Source organism: Microcoleus sp. B5-D4 (assembly GCF_036705145.1).
Taxonomy (GTDB): Bacteria; Cyanobacteriota; Cyanobacteriia; order Cyanobacteriales; family Microcoleaceae; genus Microcoleus.
Map to the genome: position 1 here is coordinate 1 of NZ_JAUBTV010000008.1, position 16913 is coordinate 16913.

18 protein-coding genes are annotated in these 16913 nt (G+C 44.9%); 8 read left to right on the top strand and 10 right to left on the bottom strand.

Annotation, left to right across the window (positions count from 1 at the left end; genetic code table 11):
* Positions 1-178: 178 nt before the first annotated feature.
* Positions 179-1768 carry a glycoside hydrolase family 57 protein gene (locus tag QUB10_RS05550; protein WP_333150938.1) on the top strand — a complete coding sequence of 530 codons (1590 nt, stop codon included), beginning with the start codon at positions 179-181 and terminating at the stop codon, positions 1766-1768.
* Between the two features lie 67 nt (positions 1769-1835).
* Here the strand turns inward: QUB10_RS05550 and QUB10_RS05555 are convergent, their stop codons facing one another.
* From QUB10_RS05555 to QUB10_RS05565, 3 genes are all read right to left on the bottom strand, one after another.
* Positions 1836-1988: a hypothetical protein gene (locus QUB10_RS05555; protein WP_333200291.1), complete on the bottom strand. Its 153-nt coding sequence runs from the start codon at positions 1986-1988 to the stop codon at positions 1836-1838.
* Between the two features lie 122 nt (positions 1989-2110).
* Positions 2111-2359: a type II toxin-antitoxin system PemK/MazF family toxin gene (locus QUB10_RS05560; protein WP_333200293.1), complete on the bottom strand. Its 249-nt coding sequence runs from the start codon at positions 2357-2359 to the stop codon at positions 2111-2113.
* Complete coding sequence (locus tag QUB10_RS05565; protein WP_333200295.1) at positions 2344-2538, bottom strand: hypothetical protein; 195 nt, start codon at positions 2536-2538, stop codon at positions 2344-2346. The genes QUB10_RS05560 and QUB10_RS05565 overlap by 16 nt, the downstream gene beginning before the upstream one ends.
* A gap of 144 nt (positions 2539-2682) precedes the next feature.
* Here QUB10_RS05565 and QUB10_RS05570 point away from each other — a divergent pair, with 144 nt between their 5' ends.
* Positions 2683-2964 carry a hypothetical protein gene (locus QUB10_RS05570; protein ID WP_333200297.1) on the top strand — a complete coding sequence of 94 codons (282 nt, stop codon included), beginning with the start codon at positions 2683-2685 and terminating at the stop codon, positions 2962-2964.
* Between the two features lie 521 nt (positions 2965-3485).
* Here QUB10_RS05570 and QUB10_RS05575 read toward each other — a convergent pair.
* Entirely contained in the window at positions 3486-4559 is a 1074-nt protein-coding gene (locus QUB10_RS05575) for a radical SAM protein (RefSeq protein ID WP_333200299.1), read from the bottom strand.
* Positions 4560-5006: 447 nt separating this feature from the next.
* On the opposite strand from QUB10_RS05575, the gene QUB10_RS05580 reads away from it, so the two are divergent.
* From QUB10_RS05580 to QUB10_RS05590, 3 genes are all read left to right on the top strand, one after another.
* Positions 5007-5801: an ABC transporter permease gene (locus QUB10_RS05580; protein ID WP_333200301.1), complete on the top strand. Its 795-nt coding sequence runs from the start codon at positions 5007-5009 to the stop codon at positions 5799-5801.
* 220 nt (positions 5802-6021) lie between these two features.
* Complete coding sequence (locus QUB10_RS05585) at positions 6022-6885, top strand: aldo/keto reductase (protein ID WP_333200303.1); 864 nt, start codon at positions 6022-6024, stop codon at positions 6883-6885.
* Between the two features lie 139 nt (positions 6886-7024).
* Positions 7025-7702, top strand: a complete 678-nt coding sequence (locus tag QUB10_RS05590; protein ID WP_333200305.1) for a GIY-YIG nuclease family protein — start codon at positions 7025-7027, stop codon at positions 7700-7702.
* Positions 7703-7856: 154 nt separating this feature from the next.
* Here QUB10_RS05590 and QUB10_RS05595 read toward each other — a convergent pair whose 3' ends face one another.
* Positions 7857-8705, bottom strand: coding sequence for a DUF3598 family protein (locus QUB10_RS05595; protein WP_333200308.1), 849 nt, complete (start codon positions 8703-8705; stop codon positions 7857-7859).
* Between the two features lie 18 nt (positions 8706-8723).
* On the opposite strand from QUB10_RS05595, the gene QUB10_RS05600 reads away from it, so the two are divergent.
* On the top strand, positions 8724-9533 hold the full coding sequence (locus QUB10_RS05600; protein ID WP_333200309.1) for an SAM-dependent chlorinase/fluorinase: 810 nt from the start codon (positions 8724-8726) through the stop codon (positions 9531-9533).
* Positions 9534-9635: 102 nt separating this feature from the next.
* On the opposite strand, the gene QUB10_RS05605 is transcribed toward QUB10_RS05600, so the two are convergent.
* Positions 9636-10640 (bottom strand): site-specific DNA-methyltransferase, encoded by a 1005-nt coding sequence (locus QUB10_RS05605; protein ID WP_333200311.1) that lies wholly within the window; start codon positions 10638-10640, stop codon positions 9636-9638.
* Between the two features lie 171 nt (positions 10641-10811).
* On the opposite strand from QUB10_RS05605, the gene QUB10_RS05610 reads away from it, so the two are divergent.
* A complete protein-coding gene (locus QUB10_RS05610) occupies positions 10812-11615 on the top strand; it encodes a helix-turn-helix domain-containing protein (protein ID WP_333200313.1) in 804 nt (267 codons plus the stop codon).
* An 82-nt stretch (positions 11616-11697) separates the two neighbouring features.
* Here the strand turns inward: QUB10_RS05610 and leuS are convergent, their stop codons facing one another.
* The 3 genes from leuS to aat all read right to left on the bottom strand — a co-directional run bounded on the left by leuS (position 11698) and on the right by aat (position 15901).
* Positions 11698-14253: a leucine--tRNA ligase gene (gene leuS, locus QUB10_RS05615; RefSeq protein WP_333200315.1), complete on the bottom strand. Its 2556-nt coding sequence runs from the start codon at positions 14251-14253 to the stop codon at positions 11698-11700.
* 249 nt (positions 14254-14502) lie between these two features.
* A complete protein-coding gene (locus QUB10_RS05620; RefSeq protein ID WP_333200317.1) occupies positions 14503-15204 on the bottom strand; it encodes a Uma2 family endonuclease in 702 nt (233 codons plus the stop codon).
* Between the two features lie 100 nt (positions 15205-15304).
* Positions 15305-15901, bottom strand: a complete 597-nt coding sequence (aat, locus tag QUB10_RS05625; protein WP_445300766.1) for a leucyl/phenylalanyl-tRNA--protein transferase — start codon at positions 15899-15901, stop codon at positions 15305-15307.
* A gap of 46 nt (positions 15902-15947) precedes the next feature.
* Between aat and QUB10_RS05630 the strand changes: the two genes are divergently transcribed.
* Positions 15948-16277 (top strand): hypothetical protein, encoded by a 330-nt coding sequence (locus QUB10_RS05630; RefSeq protein WP_332953433.1) that lies wholly within the window; start codon positions 15948-15950, stop codon positions 16275-16277.
* Between the two features lie 199 nt (positions 16278-16476).
* Here QUB10_RS05630 and rpsN read toward each other — a convergent pair whose 3' ends face one another.
* Positions 16477-16779 (bottom strand): 30S ribosomal protein S14, encoded by a 303-nt coding sequence (rpsN, locus tag QUB10_RS05635; RefSeq protein ID WP_006633844.1) that lies wholly within the window; start codon positions 16777-16779, stop codon positions 16477-16479.
* Positions 16780-16913 lie beyond the last annotated feature (134 nt).

Consider the following 16913-nt stretch of genomic DNA (forward strand, 5'->3'; position numbering starts at 1 on the left):
CAATCTCCCTGCCTTTCATCCCACCGAAGACACTGGGTACAGTTATAGCGGGGGACAACAGGAGCGAGGAGTTAAAAAAACACGGCATTTTGTGAGTCCCGTTTCAGCATAAAATCTTAAAATATTTTAAAGCTGTCCCTAACAGGCGTCAGTTAATAACTACGGCATCCAAATCATTATGACTATTGGCTACCTCGCCCTCGTTCTCCACGCCCACTTGCCCTTTGTTCGCCACCCCGAAAGCGACTACGTTTTAGAAGAAGAATGGCTGTTTGAGGCGATCGCGGAAACCTATATTCCCCTGCTGCAAGTCTTTGAAGGGCTCAAGCGCGACGGCATCGACTTTAAAATTACCATGAGCATGACGCCGCCCTTGGTGGCAATGCTGCGCGACCCCTTGCTGCAAGACCGCTTCGACGACCACTTGGCTAAACTCGAAGAATTAGCGGATCTCGAAATCGAACACAACAGCGGAAACGGCCACCTCCGCTATTTAGCAGAACATTACGCCGCCCATTTCTCTCAAGTCCGCAACTTTTGGGAAAAGTACGATCGAGATTTAGTCAAAGCCTTCAAAGAACACCAAGACACCAACAACCTCGAAATCATCACCTGCGGTGCCACCCACGGCTACCTACCGCTGATGAAAATGTACCCCGAAGCAGTTTGGGCACAAATTCAAGTAGCTTGCGACAACTACGAAGCAAACTTCGGCCGCCGGCCAAAAGGCATTTGGCTGCCCGAATGCGCCTACTATGAAGGCTTAGAGCGGATGTTAGCCGACGCAGGCCTCCGCTACTTTCTCACAGACGGTCACGGCATCCTCTACGCCCGCCCGCGTCCCCGCTACGGCAGCTACGCCCCAATTTTCACCGAATGCGGAGTCGCAGCCTTCGGCCGGGATCACGAATCCTCGCAGCAGGTTTGGTCTTCCGAAGTCGGCTATCCCGGCGCGGCCGAATACCGCGAATTCTACAAAGATTTGGGTTGGGAAGCTGACTACGATTACATTAAGCCCTACATCATGCCCAACGGCCAGCGGAAAAATACCGGGATTAAATATCACAAAATCACCGGGCGCGGATTGGGTTTAGGCGATAAACAGTTGTACGATCCTTACTGGGCAAGGGAAAAAGCCGCCGAACACGCCAGCAACTTTGCTTTTAACCGGGAACGGCAAGTCGAACACCTGAACGGGATTATGCAGCGTCCGCCGATTATTGTTTCGCCTTACGACGCCGAACTTTTCGGTCACTGGTGGTACGAAGGGCCTTGGTTCTTAGATTACCTGTTCCGCAAGAGTTGGTACGACCAAAATACCTACGAGATGACGCACTTAGCCGATTATTTGCGGGGAAATCGGACTCAGCAAGTGTGCCGCCCGTCTCAGTCTAGCTGGGGTTTCCGGGGTTTCCACGAGTATTGGCTCAACGATACCAATGCTTGGATTTACCCGCACTTGCACAAAGCTGCGGAACGGATGATTGAGTTGGGAAGCATGGAACCTGCGGATGAGTTGCAGTGGCGCGCTTTGAACCAGGCGGCGCGGGAAGTGCTGCTAGCTCAATCTTCTGACTGGGCATTTATCATGCGTACAGGGACGATGGTGCCCTATGCGGTGCGCCGGACTCGATCGCACTTAATGCGCTTTCACAAGCTGTACGATGAAGTGAAAGAAGGGAAAGTTGATTCGGGTTGGTTGGAGAAGGTTGAGGAGATTGATAATATTTTCCCTGAAATTAACTATCGCGTTTATCGATCGCTTTAAGTCTCGTTTCCCCTCCCATCCTGTCCCCCCAGCCCTGCTTAAGGGAGGGACAGGATGTTCATTAAAATTATAGGTGATGGGGCGATCGCCATGAGTGGAATGAGAGGGGCGATATTTGGTTGAGAGTGTGAGTGCGATCGCATTTTTGGTCTGGAAAGGTCGATCGCACTTTATCTCTTTTTCTCCACGCGCAGGCGATCGCACAACACAATGTAGTCAAACAGCATTTTGAGCTGAGGAACGGTTGACAATAAAGAATTACTGGTGAATAATTTCAACTATCTTAGCGATCTCCTCGTTCAACTTCTCAGGTTTCAGCTTACCAGCTTTATAAAGTATAATTTATTGGTCAGCGGTAAACAAGCGATTAGGTCTAATGTTGCTCGTTTGGTTAAGTCCGCCCTCGCTAAAATCACTACTTTCAAGGGTAATAGCATAGCGATCGGCGAGCGTCTGGCTAGTAATCTGACAAAGAATTAGATCGTCTCCTGCCAAAGTTGCTATGACTAAAGCCGGTCGGCGCTTGGCTTGTGTTAAATCTGAAAATGGGAAAGGAACCACTATCACATCACCTTTTACAAATTCTGCCATGCTTCATCCTCCTCTAATCTTAACCAGTCTTTTTGCAAAGAAGATTCACTGAGCAGGCTTGCTTCTAACTTATCTTTATCATACTTGGCTTTGAGGAATTGCAGAAAATCCCAAACTTCTTCTAATATAAATTCTGGAATATTCTCCACTTCTTTAATGAGCAATTCTTTAGCGTTCATGTCATTTACCTATAAAGACATAGTAACTGTTAATCTATAATAGCATCCTTGAGATGAGCAGCGCTCAGTTGTGATCGCTCCCAATCTTCATGACCGACGGACTACCGCAAGCAGCCCGCCAAATTCCGACCGAGAGGTAGATCCATGCAAACTACTAATCTAGAGAAATTATCTGCTGCTGACGCTCAATCCATCCTCGCTTACCTACCCGATCGCATCCGCATCGCCCTCATTACCCGCGCGGCGGCTATTGAGTATTCCATCGAAGCTGTCGTTGGGCGATCGCACTTTATGTCTTTTTCTCAACGCGCAGGCTATCGCTCTTTTTGGCCTGAAAATGGCTATCGCCGATGCCAGCAAATAGCCAGCGAATTAGAAAGAAAGCTGCCAGAATTCACTCAAATAGAAGCGGAACCAAATCGATAAATTTAACTCGCGAAGTTAAAGCAATTGTTAGTTGAAATCAGAACCCCAATATTTGATTGTGCTAAATAATTGCAGCATTTGCCAGGATACAGCAATATTGCTGATATTAATGCGAAAAATTCTTATATCGAAAGTAATCCTAAAATCAAAAGTTTTTCCATTGAAGGCGACAACTGGTGTTTTTGCTGAAGTTCCTGAGTTTGTGATCGCGCAAATATAAAAGCCAAGTTGAAAAATTCTTAAACTACCTGATTGCTACTCAAGATTTGTTCCAGCAGACAACATCCACAATTTGCGGGATGTTGGAAATCGAACAGGTGGAATTGAACCGGAAGAAGAGAGGGAACGTCAGCGCGATCGCGAACAAATGAATTATACAAGCAAAAGGAACAAGATCAGGAAGAGCGCGATCGAGAACAAATGGAAATCGACAGCAATAACGAAGACAAATAAACAAAAAACCGGGTTTCTGATCAAACCCGGCTACTAGGAGTACAAGCGATATTAACACAGCTCAAACCTCAATTGTTTAATAACTTCATCCCCATTTTCACCTTGTCCAAAATCGTCTTTTGCGAGACACAAGTAATCAGACAAAGCTTGCCGCAATTCAAAGTATCGCGGCGGACTTCCTGAGCTTTTTGGCCGTACCAAATCTCGCTGGCGCTGGCGCTTTTCACATTGCCAATCACCGGAAACTCATCGCACAATTTCACATCGCCGCGCGTATCTATCCAGTAATTTCGCAGTCCAACGCGACAAGGACGAGTTGAATCAGGAGCTTTTTCTTCCGCAAAGTGAGGAATCATCAATCGCAACACTTCATCGCTGTTCATAATCGGAGCACCGTTCTTCTTCATTTCAATTAGGCGCTCGATTACCTGTGAAAATTCCTCCATGTCTTCTTTTTCAATCCACAATTCCTCGTATGTTTCTGGCGTCCAGCGGTTGACGGGTTGGAAGTTCACCGTCGTCGCCCCAATTCCCTGAGCCCAGGTGACTATTTCCGGGAGGTGGCGGAAATTGAGTCGGTTCATCGTCGGTTTGACGTTGATCGGAAACAGGACGTTCTGTTTTTCTTGTTCTTCGCGCAGATAACCGATTCCTTTAGAAAGCCGATCGAACAATCCCGGTTGACCTCGCAAATAATCGTGCAGTTCTGCATTCGGCCCGTCAACTGACATATTCACATTAAAAGGACGAGCAGCGACAGTTTTGGCTGCGTTTTCCCTGGTCATGCAATAGCCGTTGGTGGTGACGCCGGCGTGAATGCCATTTTTATTGGCAAAGGCCAGCAAGTCTAGAAAACCTTTTTTAATATAAGGTTCGCCGCCGCTAAAGTTGATTGAAAATTCGCCCACAAATTCTTTGACGCTCAAGAGGGCATTTTGCCATTCTTCGATCGTCATTTCGTCTTTATATTCTTTGAGTCGCCAATACTCGCACTGGCGGCATTTAACATTGCAGCGCTCGTTGACAATCCCGTAAAAAGTGACTGGGCTTGTCACGTCGTATCCTGTATTGATCCGCAGCGATTCGGCCACTGCACTCTTGGTGTGCTTGACGCCCAGTCTCGATAATGTTAAAGCATCCATGTCTTTTTTTCCTTACGTGTTGTTAGCTAGGTCAATTCCTCGATCCCTCTTTTGTGCGTATAATTACGTATTCCTGATTACGTATTCCTTTTGAGTAGGTATGCCCCATCCTAAGTGTTCGGTTTGGCTATGGCTAGATGTTTGTCAAATATTTATAATATTAAAACTTGTAACATATTAGTATTTATAATCAATCGAGCGATATTTTCTGTGAAAAAATGAAGTTGGCTTAAAAATTGCCAAAGTATATGAGCTTAAGATTGACTTTTATTAATAATTGTAATTTGTGTTTAAAATTGGTTAAATAACTTAATACGTGGTCTCAGTAAAACTACTTAAATAAGCGGTATCTATAATTTATTTTTATAGTGAAATGAGCAGCCAGTACAGCAGTTAACTTCACACAAGCTTTACAATATGGGAATTTAAGTATTTACACGGCAAAAAATGGCGACAAACATGGGACGATATTTGCACGTAGTGAAATTGTTCTGGGGTGCGGCGATCTCCGCGGAACTAGAATACCGAATCAACTTTATCCTCGCGGCCATCAGCAGCCTCGGAAATCTTGCGGGCAGCTTGTTTGGGCTGTTTTTGTTCTACCGTACCGGTTACACGTTTTCGGGCTATTCATGGGAAGAGGCTTTAGTTGTACTCGGTATTTTCACGATTTTGCAGGGGTTTTCGTCAACGTTTCTAGCACCTAACCTCAGCCGTATTGTCGATCGAGTGCAGCAAGGTACTCTCGATTTCGTACTCCTCAAACCCATCAGTTCCCAATTCTGGCTATCTGCAAACACAGTTTCGCCTTGGGGAATCCCAGATTTAATCTTGGGCACCGTGTTGCTGCTGTATGCTGCTAACAAATTGGGAGTAGCAATCGGCAACTATTTTTTAACAGCAATACCGCTGTTATTCGGAACTATTACTCTTTACAGTATATGGTTTATGTTAGGGGCAACCAGCATTTGGTTTGTCAAAATTTACAATGTTACCGAAGTTCTCGAAGGATTGTTAGAAGCGGGTAGATTTCCAATGGCAGCTTATCCCGCAGCTTATCGATTTTTCTTCACTTTCGTAGTTCCCGTTGCCTTCTTGACGACTGTGCCTGCAGAAGCCATGCTGGGGAGAGGTGAAATCGTTTGGATCGCAGGGGCGGGAATATTGGCGATCGGACTTTTGTTAGCTTCCCGCTACTTCTGGCAATTTGCACTCCGCTTTTACACCAGCGCTTCCAGCTAGTTAATTAGCTAGGTACACATAAATATCGCGTGGGGGGGCGTGTGCGTGAAACGGTTAACTCGCTTCTACAAAAGTTCCTTGCCTTACCCGCTATTACAAATCTCTACCAAATATTTTTTTCCTATCTACTTATATACTTTAAAAAAATGTAAAATTTAAACATATCCTTAGATAGTTGAAATCTCAACAGTAAATAAACCACGCAAACGAAGGCAAATCAATGAAAAGAAAAAAACTGGGTAACAGTAATTTTACTATCAGCGCGATCGGTCTTGGAGGTATGCCAATGTCCTTAAGCAGCCGGCCGCCCGAAGATCAATCAATTGCGGTAATTCACCGCGCCCTCGATTTGGGTGTCACCCTAATTGACACCGCAGATTCCTACTGCCAAGATGAATCCGACAAACACCACAATGAGCAACTGATTGCCAAAGCTTTGGAACAGTACACCGGAGATACTCGGGCCGTTACTGTCGCCACTAAAGGCGGCTTAATGCGGCCTCAAGGTGCATGGACGCGCAACGGCAATCCCCACCATTTGCGCCAGACAATTCGCGAAAGTTTTGAAGCGTTGGGCGGCCAGAAACCGATCGACCTTTGGCAATATCACTCGCCCGATCCCGCTTATACCATCGAAGCAGCCCTAGCACCCGCAAAAGAAGCAGTAGAAGCCGGAATGATTCGATTTATTGGAGTGTCCAACTTTTCTGTAGAGCAGATCAAACGTGCCCGCGATACAGTAGAAGTTGTCTCCGTGCAGAATCAATATAATCCGTGGCACAGACAGCCGGAATCAGACGGCGTTCTGGAATATTGCGAAACCGAAAAACTGACATTTTTTCCTTGGAGCCCTTTGGGAGGAAGCCGCCGCGTCACCAGCTTGCAAGATATGCCCGCGATCGCCAAATTAGCAGCAGAAAAAAACGTTTCAGTTTACTGTATAGTATTAGCTTGGTTGATGGCTCAATCGCCTTGCGTCGTTCCGATTCCCGGTGCGACCAAAGTATCGAGTATTGAGGACTCTGTGCAGGCGCTCGAAGTTAAATTGACTGACGAGGAATTGCAACAAATTGCCGTAAGTTAAGTATATCAGGGCAAAAAAACAATAGAACAGGCTTTCCGGCCTGTTCCACTAGAACTTTATTGTGGGGTGGGTTGGAAAACCCGCCCTTGAAAGTGAGATTTAATGAGTAAAGTTGACATTTTTTGAGGAATTGAGTTTAATGGAAGCTAATCAAGTGAATGCCGATCGAGACGTAGCAATTGAACATCAAAACGTACCTGTCGCCCATGAAGGACTGCACAACTTTTTATACAGTTCCGACTCAGAACACAACGCCGTTGCTGCAACTGCGGCATTAGAAAATGACGGCACGCAAGTAATGTCGATCGATACCTGGCGCGATTTGGCAACTAACGCGAAAGTCGCCGGCGTGTACGCTGTAATGGACACTTCCCGCAACACTCAGTTTATCGGTTATTCGCGAAATATCCTGCTTTCAATCAACGGTCACATCGCCCAAAACGGCGTCGAAAATTGCGCTTTCCTGCGGGTGCAAACTTTCAAATTCCCGAAGCGGGAAGAAATGGAAAGTTTGCGGGATGCTTGGATAGCAGAAATTGGCAGCATTCCGCCTGGGAACGTTGCTGACAGCGAAATGTGGGCGGCTACGGTAGGTCAAGCAGCGCGCGCTGCTATGTCTGCAGAAGAACAAAAAGCTTATGAGGAAAAGAAGCTGAAATTGCGTAAAGCAATGGCAGATTCTAGTCTTACCAAAGAGTTAGAAACAGCAGCCAAAAATGACGGCGAACGCGCTAAGGATTTGGAAGCGGCTGTTAACAATGATGATTGGAGTGCGGTGATTCAATCGCAAACCCAGGAAACAAAGTCCCGCAAATAAAATTAGCTGCTACATAAACTTTCCTCCGCCGTAAAGTGGACTGGAAGAGCATCAAATCCAAAGGGCGGGTTTATCTATTTCCTGATTTACCTATAAATATTTAGGGTAAAACCCGCCCCTACTAACTAATGACTAATGACTAATGACTAAATTACTAATGACTAATTTTTCGTTCTTTAACTAAAGTCAAACTTACCCATTCACCCCGATCGTTGTAACTGCGAATCATCCGAAACCGCAAGTCAGGTTCTACCAACCAACCTGCCTCGAAAAATATAGGTTTTCTGGGTTCAATCTTGACAGGTAAAGTGCAAGAACCACCGTCAGGAAGCAGCACAACTTGCACGGGCAAAGCACCTTCGTTAAAGTGCAGAACTGAACCGTCAATGCGGGCGCTAGAAGTGATAACACTAGCATTACTGCCAAAAGTGATTTTGTGCACTAGGCGATCGCTACTTTCCAAATGCAATTGTAAATTGGTAGAATAGGAATCAGGAGAACGCCAATCTGGATACATTGTCACCGCCTCGCCCTGCCACTCTCCCAGCAAAGCCTCAACAGTTAAAGGCGGACGTTCAGGGACATTTTTATCCGGCTGTTTTTCCCGAATTAAGGTAAGGTTTGATAAATTGCCGTCGGTATTGTATGTCACAGGGAAGCGCAACCGACGATAATTGTAGATAAAACCAAACTCAGCACCGCACTCAGAAAAAGGCGCTAGTTGAATAGTACCCTGAGAAAAAGCTCCATTCTCAAAAAATAGGATATCTCGTCCCAAAGCTTGATACTCTCGAATAAGTTCGCTCACTTCCGGTTCGCCGACACCGCTAGGATTTGGGGAAAAGCGACGGAGTTTCAATCGCACAGTTTTGTTGTCATTGAAACCTTCAAGAGAAATAATACTAGGAGTATCTTGAAGTACCTCTCCTCGCGGGGATAACTGGGTAAAGGAACCGTGCCATTCTCCCAAGTTTTGCAGAAAGTTTTCCCATTGTGATACCATATTCTTACCTTTGGATATATGTCTAAAAATAGAATTATAACTCTGCTGACGGATTTTGGATTAAGCGATGTTTATGTGGGAGTGATGAAAGGTGCGATCGCCCAAATTAACCCGCAGTTAAAAGTCATTGACATTACGCACCAAATACCATCTCAAAATATTGCGGCTGCGAGGTTTTGTTTGATGACTGCTTTTGCTTATTTTCCGTCGGAAACCGTACACGTTGCTGTCGTCGATCCGGGGGTGGGAAGCAAGAGACGCCCGGTTGCGATTAAATGTGCTAATTGCTTTCTTGTCGGGCCGGATAACGGGTTGTTTAGCGGGGTGTTGAGTCGGGAAAGTGCGATCGCCTCTGTCGAACTCACGAATTCTCAATACTGGCGCACGCCTCAACCCAGCAGCACTTTTCACGGTCGCGATATTTTTGCTGCAGCGGGTGCTCACTTGGCGAACGGGGTGGCGTTGGAAGAGTTGGGAGGGGCGATCGACCCTGCAAGTTTAGTAGAGTTAGAGATACCAAATTGTGCCGTTACAGCCACAGGTATAGAAGGCTGTGTTCAATATGTCGATCGCTTTGGCAACCTAATTACTAATATCCCCAATAATTGCATTATAGGTAACAATTGGTCATTGACAATTAGCAATAGTTCTGATGCAATTCGCATCCCCAGCGGTAAAACCTACAGCGACACCGAACCGGGCGATTTAATTGCCATAACTGGTTCTGACGGTTGGGTAGAAATTGCCGTTAATGGCGGCAGCGCTCAATCTGTATTAAAATTGGAATGCGGAGCGATCGTGCAATTGCTTTTTGAAACTAACAATTAAAATTATCTCTTTCAGTCCCTCTCTGCTGGAGAATTGTTCGTGTAGAAGCGATTTCAATAGACTGTTTCATATCTGAAATAAAAGTTTGACTGTTTAGCGCAATTAAAAACAATAATTATTAACTTCAAAAAGTAGCCTATTTTGAGGTAAAATCAATCCTGATGCTTCCTCAGTTAACAATTGGTTGTATATTGTATCCGCTTGCCAAAAAGATTCTTGAGGCAAAAATCTAAATATTGATGCAGCAACATATTGTTTTTCTTTTTCAAAGCTTATCCAGTTTCTTGACAATTGTTCTGCTGCATAACCCGTAGTATTAGAACCCGAAAAAATATCTACTACCAAGTCTCGCGGTTCAGTAAGAAAATTGATAAAAAATGTCGGTAATTTTTGGGGGAAACGTGCCGGATGCGCCTTAACATTAAACTCTTTGCACCAACGCAAGTATTGAGAATTACTTTCCGAATTAGAAATTTCTAGCAAATTAGATGGAATAGCACCTCCATTATCTTTGGCAAATCGATCGCTAATATTGTGACCGGAAGGACGTTCTTTGGGCGTGTAAAATTCATCAGCATTTTTCAAAAGTTTTTTCATTCTCTCAGAATACTCTACTTTGACTTTAGTAATATTCGCTTGAGGGTGATTTGTTTTGGAAAGCCACCAAACAGTATTCACAGAATCTTTTGCCCGGATTTTCTTTTTATTCACCCACTCTATAGGAGATGGAAGTTTTGAAGGATTAAACCAGAAAAACTCTTGAGCAAGTTTAAATTCATATTCGTCACATAACCTAATAAGTACGCGGTAATTATACAGCGAGCGTACAGGTATCCCTTTTTGATAAGCACCTCCAAGGTCTATAACAAAACTTCCAGTATCCTTAAGAACTCTTTTAATTTCTGGAGCAAAACCCAGCAGCCAATCAACATATAAATCTTGATCTTGATTTCCATAACTCTTTTGGCGTTGCAATGCAAAAGGAGGGGATGTAATCACCAAATCTACAGAATTGCTAGCAAGACTATTCAGGAGATGAAGAGAATCTCCCAAATAAGATTGACCGTATTGGGTGGTGTAAATTGGGGCGGGCAAAATGTTACTCATGCTTAATTTAGATTAGCTTAAGGTACAACAGACACAGCCTACTGTCATTCTATCAAAATCCGTACTTTCAGTCCTAGTAAATCCGTACTTTCAGTACGTTGTGTTGTGTATAACTTCTTCGTACCATGCAAAAAGCGAACTGAAAGTTCGTTTTTATCAATTGTGAGGGGTATGAATTACAAAGAAGCCAGACAACAATTTGCGGCCAAGGTAAGTCAGTTACGCAGAGAAAAAAGGATGACACAGGACGAGTTAGCAGAACTCATAGACAAGACTACTGACTATATCAGCTTATTGGAACGCGGTGAAAGATCGCCATCCTTTGAAGTTATTTTCGCTCTAGCTGAAGCGCTCGATGTACCCGCTACTTATTTAATCAGTTTTAGCCAAAGCGGCGAGAGTACAGCTCTCATTAACACCCTAATAGCTGAACCAGTTTCTCCGTCAGTTGTAGAACCTGTTGAAGAGGCTGTTACCACGGAAGCAGAACGCATTTCAGATGCTAAACGGCTAGAAAATGCTATGAAAAGCATCCAAGAATTGCAAAATCTGGCTAGTGAATATGGTATTGCGGATATTTTTCAAGATAACGGGGGAAAGACTTTACAGTTATTAATCCTTTTAGGGCTGCGGATATCGCCTGGAGGTGAAGGAAACGATGCTATTGATGCTGAAGGAAAAGAATACGAACTTAAAACAATAAATGTTGCTCTCAATAGAAGCGGTGGGGTCACTACTCACCATCATTTGAATGAAATTATACTTGACAAATATCGCAGAGTAGAAGCTTGGTATATTGGACTGTATGAAGGCATAACTCTCAAAGAGATTTATAAACTTACACCGGAAATGCTGGAACCTAAATTTAAAGAATGGGAAGAAAAGGTCAGGCTAAAAAACGAGCCGCTAAACAATCCTAAAATTCCCTTAAAGCTAGTAAAAAAAGGGCAACTTGTCTACTCTTACAGTAAATAATAGTTGCCCGATAGTGTTTAAAGGGGATTAGGTTGTGTTTGTGTAGAAACGATACGTTGCCTACAGGTAGCGACTTTTACACTCAAGCTACCACGAAATTAACCAACTTTCCTGGCACCACAATTACCTTTTTAATCTCCTTACCTTCCAGGTGACGCTTGGCTAATTCCGACTCGCGAGCAAACTTTTCCAAAGCAGCTTTATCAGCGCCAGAAGGCACTTGAATTGTGCCGCGAGTCTTGCCCATAACTTGAATTACCAGCGTAATTTCATCGGTAATTAAGGCAGAAGCATCCACACTCGGCCACGTTTGCGTATGTACCGATTCACTGTTACCAGTATTGTGCCACAATTCATCAGCAATATGCGGCGCAAAAGGCGCTAACAAGCGAATCAAAGTGTTAATTCCTTCTGCATAAATTGGCGAATCTTTACATTTAGCATCATTCAAAGCATTGCTGAGTTTCATCATTTCAGAAACTGCAGTATTGAACTGATAATCACCCTCCAAATCGTCGCTCACTTCCTTAATTGCAGTGTGAATTGCCCGCCGCAAATCCTTCTCAGGTTTACTTAAAACCTCTTTCTCCCCCCCTTCGCAAGGGGGGGCTGGGGGGGGTGAGCCAAACTCTGTAACCACGCGCCAAACGCGATTTAAAAAGCGAAATTGCCCTTCCACATCAGCGTCGTCCCACTCCAAATCTTTCTCTGGCGGCGCTTTGAATAAAATAAACATCCGCGCCGTATCTACCCCATATTTGCCCATAACTTGCAAGGGGTCAACACCATTGTATTTTGATTTGGACATCTTCTCGTAGAAGACTTCCAAAGCTTCGCCAGTTTGAGGATCTTTGGGATTGGCGGGGTCTATATCTGCTGGGGGAACGTATTTGCCAGTAACAGGATTTTTATAGGCCATTGCTTGCACCATGCCTTGAGTTAACAGGCGTTTAAATGGTTCGTCACAATTGATCAAACCCCGATCGCGCAAAACCTTGGTAAAGAACCGCGAATACAGCAAGTGCAAGATTGCGTGTTCGATGCCGCCCACATATTGATCTACTGGCATCCAATCATTTGTCTTCGCCGTATCGAAGACTTGCTCTTGATTTTGAGCATCGGGATAGCGCAAGAAATACCACGAAGAATCGATAAAAGTATCCATCGTGTCTGTTTCCCGCTTCGCCGCAGTGCCGCAACTCGGACAAGGAACGTTTACCCATTCTTCCATCTTTGCCAAGGGCGAACCTTTGCCCGTAAATTCTACATTTTCCGGCAACAATACGGGCAAATCCGATGCGGGGACGGGGACTGTTCCGCAGGTGGGACAGTGAATTACGGGAATCGGAGCGCCCCAATAACGCTGTCTGGAAATTAACCAATCTCTCAAGCGGTATTGCACTCGCGCTTTGCCGCAACCTGCATCTTCGGCATATTTAATTATGGCTGCTTTGCCTTTAATTGAATCCATGCCGTTGAAGCTTTCGGAATTAATCATAATTCCTGGTTCGGTGTAAGCTTCCGTCAGCGGAACTTCATCATCATCCACAATTACTACTTTAATTGGCAGTTGATATTGAGTGGCAAATTTGAAATCTCGTGTGTCGTGGGCTGGTACTCCCATGACTGCGCCGGTGCCGTATTCGTACAGCACATAATCGGCAATCCAAATGGGGATTTCTTCGCCGTTGAAAGGATTGATTGCTTTGCCGCCAGTGGGGATGCCCCGCTTTGGTTTGTCTTCGGCTGTGCGATCGATCTCGCTTTGGGCGGCAACTTCTTTGATGAAGGTTTCTACGGCGGCTTTTCTGTCTGCGGTTGTCACGCGCTGAGTTAGTGGATGTTCCGGCGCTAAAACAAGGTAACTGACGCCGTAAACTGTATCGGGACGTGTGGTGAAAACGGCGATTTTTTCATCCATTCCGACAATCGGAAATTCTAAGTAAGCGCCGACTGATTTGCCGATCCAGTTGGCTTGCATTAATTTGACTCTTTCTGGCCAATCTGGCAATTTGTCTAAGTCGTTTAATAACTGTTCGGCGTAATCGGTAATTTTGAGGAACCACTGCCGCAATAATTTGCGCTCGACTTTGGCACCGGAACGCCAGGAACGACCTTCGTTATCTACTTGTTCGTTTGCTAAGACTGTTTGATCTATGGGGTCCCAATTAACTGCGGCTTCTTTTTGATATGCTAATCCTGCTTCTAAAAATTGTAAGAAAATCCATTGAGTCCACCGATAATAATCGGGAGAACAAGTTGTAACTTCTTTTGTCCAATCAAAGGAAATGCCGAGACGGCGAAATAAGCCTTTCATTTGGGCAATATTTTCATACGTCCATTTTGCCGGGGGAATTCCGCGCTCGATGGCGGCATTTTCTGCGGGTAAACCAAAAGCGTCCCACCCCATCGGATTCAATACCCGATAACCTTGCATTCGCTTGAGTCTGGCAATTACATCGATGATTGTGTAGTTGCGGACGTGGCCCATGTGCAGGTTTCCCGACGGGTAGGGAAACATGGATAAGGCATAAAATTTAGGCTTTTGGGTATCTTCTGGCATCTGGTCTAAGTTTTGCTCAGCCCATGTCTGCTGCCATTTTTCTTCTATGGATTGGGGGTTATATCTGGAATCCACAATAATTGCTCCGTGCAGGGTTTAGTAATGTTTGCTTCAGTATTTTTACACATTCAAGGGGCTTCGATTCTGCTTTTTCTGAGCTCCAAGGATTTTGGCTCAAATCTCTGTATTATATATTGTAGTATATAGGGTTTGAGTGCAGGGCGATCGGCCAAATATCCCCGTTCGCCCTGAAAAAAGTAAATAACTGCCATCCCCAGAAACCCGATTTCTTTGACAAACCGGGTTTATTCTCCTAGTTCGAGCTTAGATGCTATCAGGATCGATGTTCAATTCGCGCAGTTTGGCGGCTAAACGTTCCGCTTTTTGAGCTTCTTGTTCGGCCCGCTGCGAGGCTTCTTCTGCGCGCTGAAATTCTTGTTCGGCGCGCCGTCGCTCTACTTCTCGCTGTTCATCTAATTCGGAATAGGAAAGAAACTTTTGTCCATCAGGTCGATAAATTTCTAACCCTTCCGAACCCAACTCAAACCGCACTCCCAATCTTGGACTTATCCATCCCTCCATCGGTTCAATTACTTCTAAGATTCCCTCAATTCTTTGCCAGCCTTCTAATTCATTTCTTTCGGGATCGTAAAGGTAATACTCCTCAACTCCATGACGCTGGTAAAATGAAAGTTTCTTATTCATTTTGGTTTGGCGGTCGTTATGGGAGCGAATCTCAAAGACGACTTGAGGAGCAATATTGTCCTCTCGATATTGTATGTAAGAAGGCCGATCGCCCTTTGGTCTGCCAAACACCACCATCGTATCAGGTGCTTGAGAAATATCGGGTCTGCCCTCAACCGGATACCAGAGTAAATCGGCTGCTGCAAAAACGTTTGGGTCATTCTTAAACAGCGATTCGCAACCTTCTTTAATTTTGACAATTAATTGGTATTGAATGGTGCTTTCTGCCATTGGTTGACCGTCGCTGGATGGATAAATAATTTCTTCGGTTGTGACTTGCATTGTGGTTGTCTCCGAGAAGTATCTGAGCTTAATTATACTATTGTTTGAAGCAGCTACTGGGGTCGGAAACGGCACTGCCTTTTCCAGAATGACCTAATATTCAAAATAGCGTGCAGCGGCGCTTCAAAGCTGCTTGCAAAAGAGTGTTGTACAGTTTTTCCTTAACAGTATAAGCGCCGAATCTTTCCAAGTGCGGATTGTTCATTTGAGCGTCGAACATCAGATAAGATCGATCGCGCAATCTCTCCACCAACTTCACCATCGCCACCTTAGAACCCTCGGGAATTCGGTAAAACATCGACTCCCCAATAAACGCACCGCCGATCGACAATCCGAGAATACCGCCCGCCAACTCGTCCCCGCACCAAGTCTCGAAGCTGTAAGCCCAACCGGCCTCATACAAACCCCAGTAAATCTTCTTGAGTTCCTTAGAAATCCAAGTCGTTTCGCGATCGGCACAACCCTCAACCACCGCCCCAAAATCGCGGTTCACAGCCACCGAAAATCGATTTTGATTGATTTGGCGACGCAGGGATTTCGGATAGGTAAATCTTTCATCCAGGGGAATCAGCGCCCGCTGACGGCTCGAATACCACCCCAAACTTTCCTCGCCGTCATTTGCCATCAAGAAATAGCCTTGCGCGTATCCTTGTATAATTGTCGGTATATCATATTGCATATATTTATCAGTTGTCATTTCTCAGTTAACTTTTCAAAGTCAACATTAGCAATTAGGAATAATCATGTCTGAAACCATCGAACCTATTACCTTACCGCCCGCCAAAAACCCCGAACAAGAAGGCCAATGGCTCCAACAAACGCTGCTGGCATGGCTAGACTCCGAGTTTATCCCAGAAGCAGCCAACCAGCAAATAGCTAAAAGAGCTGCCCAAATCTATGTCCGCCAGCGCATGGAAGGCGAAAATGACGTGGGCAGCCTCGTAATTGCGATCGTCACCGAAATGCAGGCCTATGATTTTTCTAAAAGCTTCTACGGCGAATTTGCGATCGCCAACGCCGTCAGCGACTTGTTACTCGATAGTCTCGGCATCGATAAATGCTGTGGCCAGTGAAGCAAGAAGGAGGAAAATTTAACTCATAAGTCTGAAACAAGAATCAACCCCAAACATAATCTTGCCGATTATTTATAAGTTTTTTTTCCTTCTTCCTTCTTCCTTTTTCTTTAGAATAAATCTCCAGAAACACGACAATTTCAGAAAAACATCATCCGTGTATCCGTGTCATCATCCGTGTCGTGCCTTCTTTCTCGTGCTACCAGCTAGACTTCACAACACCCGGCAAAAGACCTTCGTGAGCCATTTCTCGCATCATGTTGCGAGACAGTCCGAAGTCACGATAGTAACCTCTGGGCCGTCCAGTTGCCCAGCAGCGGTTCCGCAAGCGAGTCCGCGAACTGCTGCGGGGTAGCTGTTGTAGTTGGCGGTGAATCGCCATTTTGTCCATCTGATTGTTAGCTTGGTCAAACTGGTCTTTCAGGTCTTCCCGCTTGTCGGCGTACTTGTCTACGAGTCTTTGGCGCTTTTTCTCGCGCTCGACCATGCTCTTCTTAGCCATAATCTGTTGATATCCTTAGATTAATCACAATCTACTATTTTACTATATTTTGGTGATTTTGGATCGCTTTTATTGGAATTATTTCTTTTGTCAACAAGATTTTTAGCAACAGGCAAGATGCCTGTTCCACAATC